Origin of the sequence: Collinsella sp. Sow4_E3, from assembly GCF_052116285.1 — a bacterium.
Classification (GTDB): domain Bacteria; phylum Actinomycetota; class Coriobacteriia; order Coriobacteriales; family Coriobacteriaceae; genus Collinsella.
This window is the reverse complement of record NZ_JBQKLJ010000059.1, coordinates 1-1,464: the sequence shown is the minus strand read 5'-3', so window position 1 is coordinate 1,464 and position 1,464 is coordinate 1. Positions and strand designations below refer to the sequence as shown.

Sequence of the window (1,464 nt, the reverse complement as noted above, 5' to 3'; positions counted from 1 at the left end):
GTGTGGTGGGACGCAGACACCACTGACGTGGATGCCCTGCACGCCCTGCTGGTCGACGTGACACATCTGGGGGCGCATGCCGCCGTCGGATACGGGAGGGTGTCCGGGTGGAGCATCGAGGCGGGCGTCCGTGATGGGTGGAGAGATCGACCGATGCCCACCGAGGGTGGGCAGTTGCAACGCGTCCGCCCACCCTACTGGCACCACGGCGACCGAGTGGAGTGCGCGTGAGACCACCTTTCCCCTACGTCGGCAGTAAGACGATGATCGCCGCCAAAATCATCGTCTTACTGCCGGCCCACCGGCACTACGTGGAGGTGTGTGGCGGGAGTCTCGCGGTGCTGCTCGCCAAAACACCGTCGGAGGCGGAGACCGTCAACGACCTGGACGGTGATCTGGTCACGTTCTGGCGAGTGCTGCGCGACCAGCCGGAGGCGTTGGAGCGCGCATGTGTCCTCACACCCCACTCGCGCGTCGAGCTGTACGAAGCTATCGGGAGCGATGCGTCCAGCGAGGTGGAGCGTGCCCGCCAAGTATGGGTGCGGCTGACCCAGAACACGCTCCGCACCACCGAGCAGCGGCACGATTTCTGGGTCAAGAGGATCGCCACCGGCTCCCATCCCCACACCATGGCGTCGTGGGCGTCGCGGCTCGCCCCAGCAGCGGCCCGGCTCCACCGTGTCAGCATTGACCAGCGCCCCGCCGTCGAGATGCTTGACATGTACGACAAGCCCGGATGCCTGCTCTATATCGACCCCCCATACCCCGGCAGCGTCCGCTACCCGCACCACATGGATGACGGCAACCACCTGGCCCTGGTCAACGCGATCGCAACCGTCAACCACGCCGCCCTGGCGGTGTCCGGCTACCCAGACACCGTGTACGACACTGCACTCACCGCAGTCCGGGGATGGGCACGGCACCCTATCGCCGCCCGCGCACAGGTGCCGATGGGTCGCACCGTTCCCCGTACCGAAATCCTGTGGACCAAGGAGGCCCCATGCTGATCGACTCTCCCCGCATCACCGGACCCGACCGCAACCACTGGGCCGCACTGGAACGCTACGACAATCTCATCGCCGAAGCTGATTCGGCGCGCCTCGACCGGATCGAGGGGGAAGCCATCTCCGAAATCCGCCGCTTCCTTGATGCTGACGAGGGGTTCGTGTCCATGTCGTGGGGGAAGGACTCAGTGGTGGTCGCACACCTTGCCTACCTCGCCGACCCGCAGGTCACGATGAAGCGTGCCCGCGTGGCCGATTGGGAACCACCCGAAACCGACTGGGTGCGAGACGCATTCCTCGACACCCACCCGGGCATCAACTATCACGAGGCCCTGTACGAGGGCCGTGTCCCGCAGCGAGGCGAACCAGGGTTCGAGGCGATCCATGCCGACCCCAACCGCAAGGCAACCAACATCATGGCCAAACTTATCCCCGGCCGGTATGTGTCGGGGGTTCGGGC

Annotated in this window: 3 protein-coding genes; all 3 read left to right on the top strand. The window is 65.9% G+C overall.

Going from position 1 to position 1,464, the window contains the following annotated elements:
- Positions 1 to 231, top strand: a 231-nt coding sequence (locus tag ACTQ48_RS11165) for a hypothetical protein (protein WP_441570972.1), incomplete at its 5' end; no start/stop codon positions are given.
- Positions 228 to 1,007 (top strand): DNA adenine methylase, encoded by a 780-nt coding sequence (locus ACTQ48_RS11160; RefSeq protein WP_441399537.1) that lies wholly within the window; start codon positions 228 to 230, stop codon positions 1,005 to 1,007. The genes ACTQ48_RS11165 and ACTQ48_RS11160, both read left to right, overlap by 4 nt.
- On the top strand, positions 1,001 to 1,464 hold a 464-nt coding region (locus tag ACTQ48_RS11155; RefSeq protein ID WP_441570971.1), incomplete at its 3' end, for a hypothetical protein. The genes ACTQ48_RS11160 and ACTQ48_RS11155, both read left to right, overlap by 7 nt.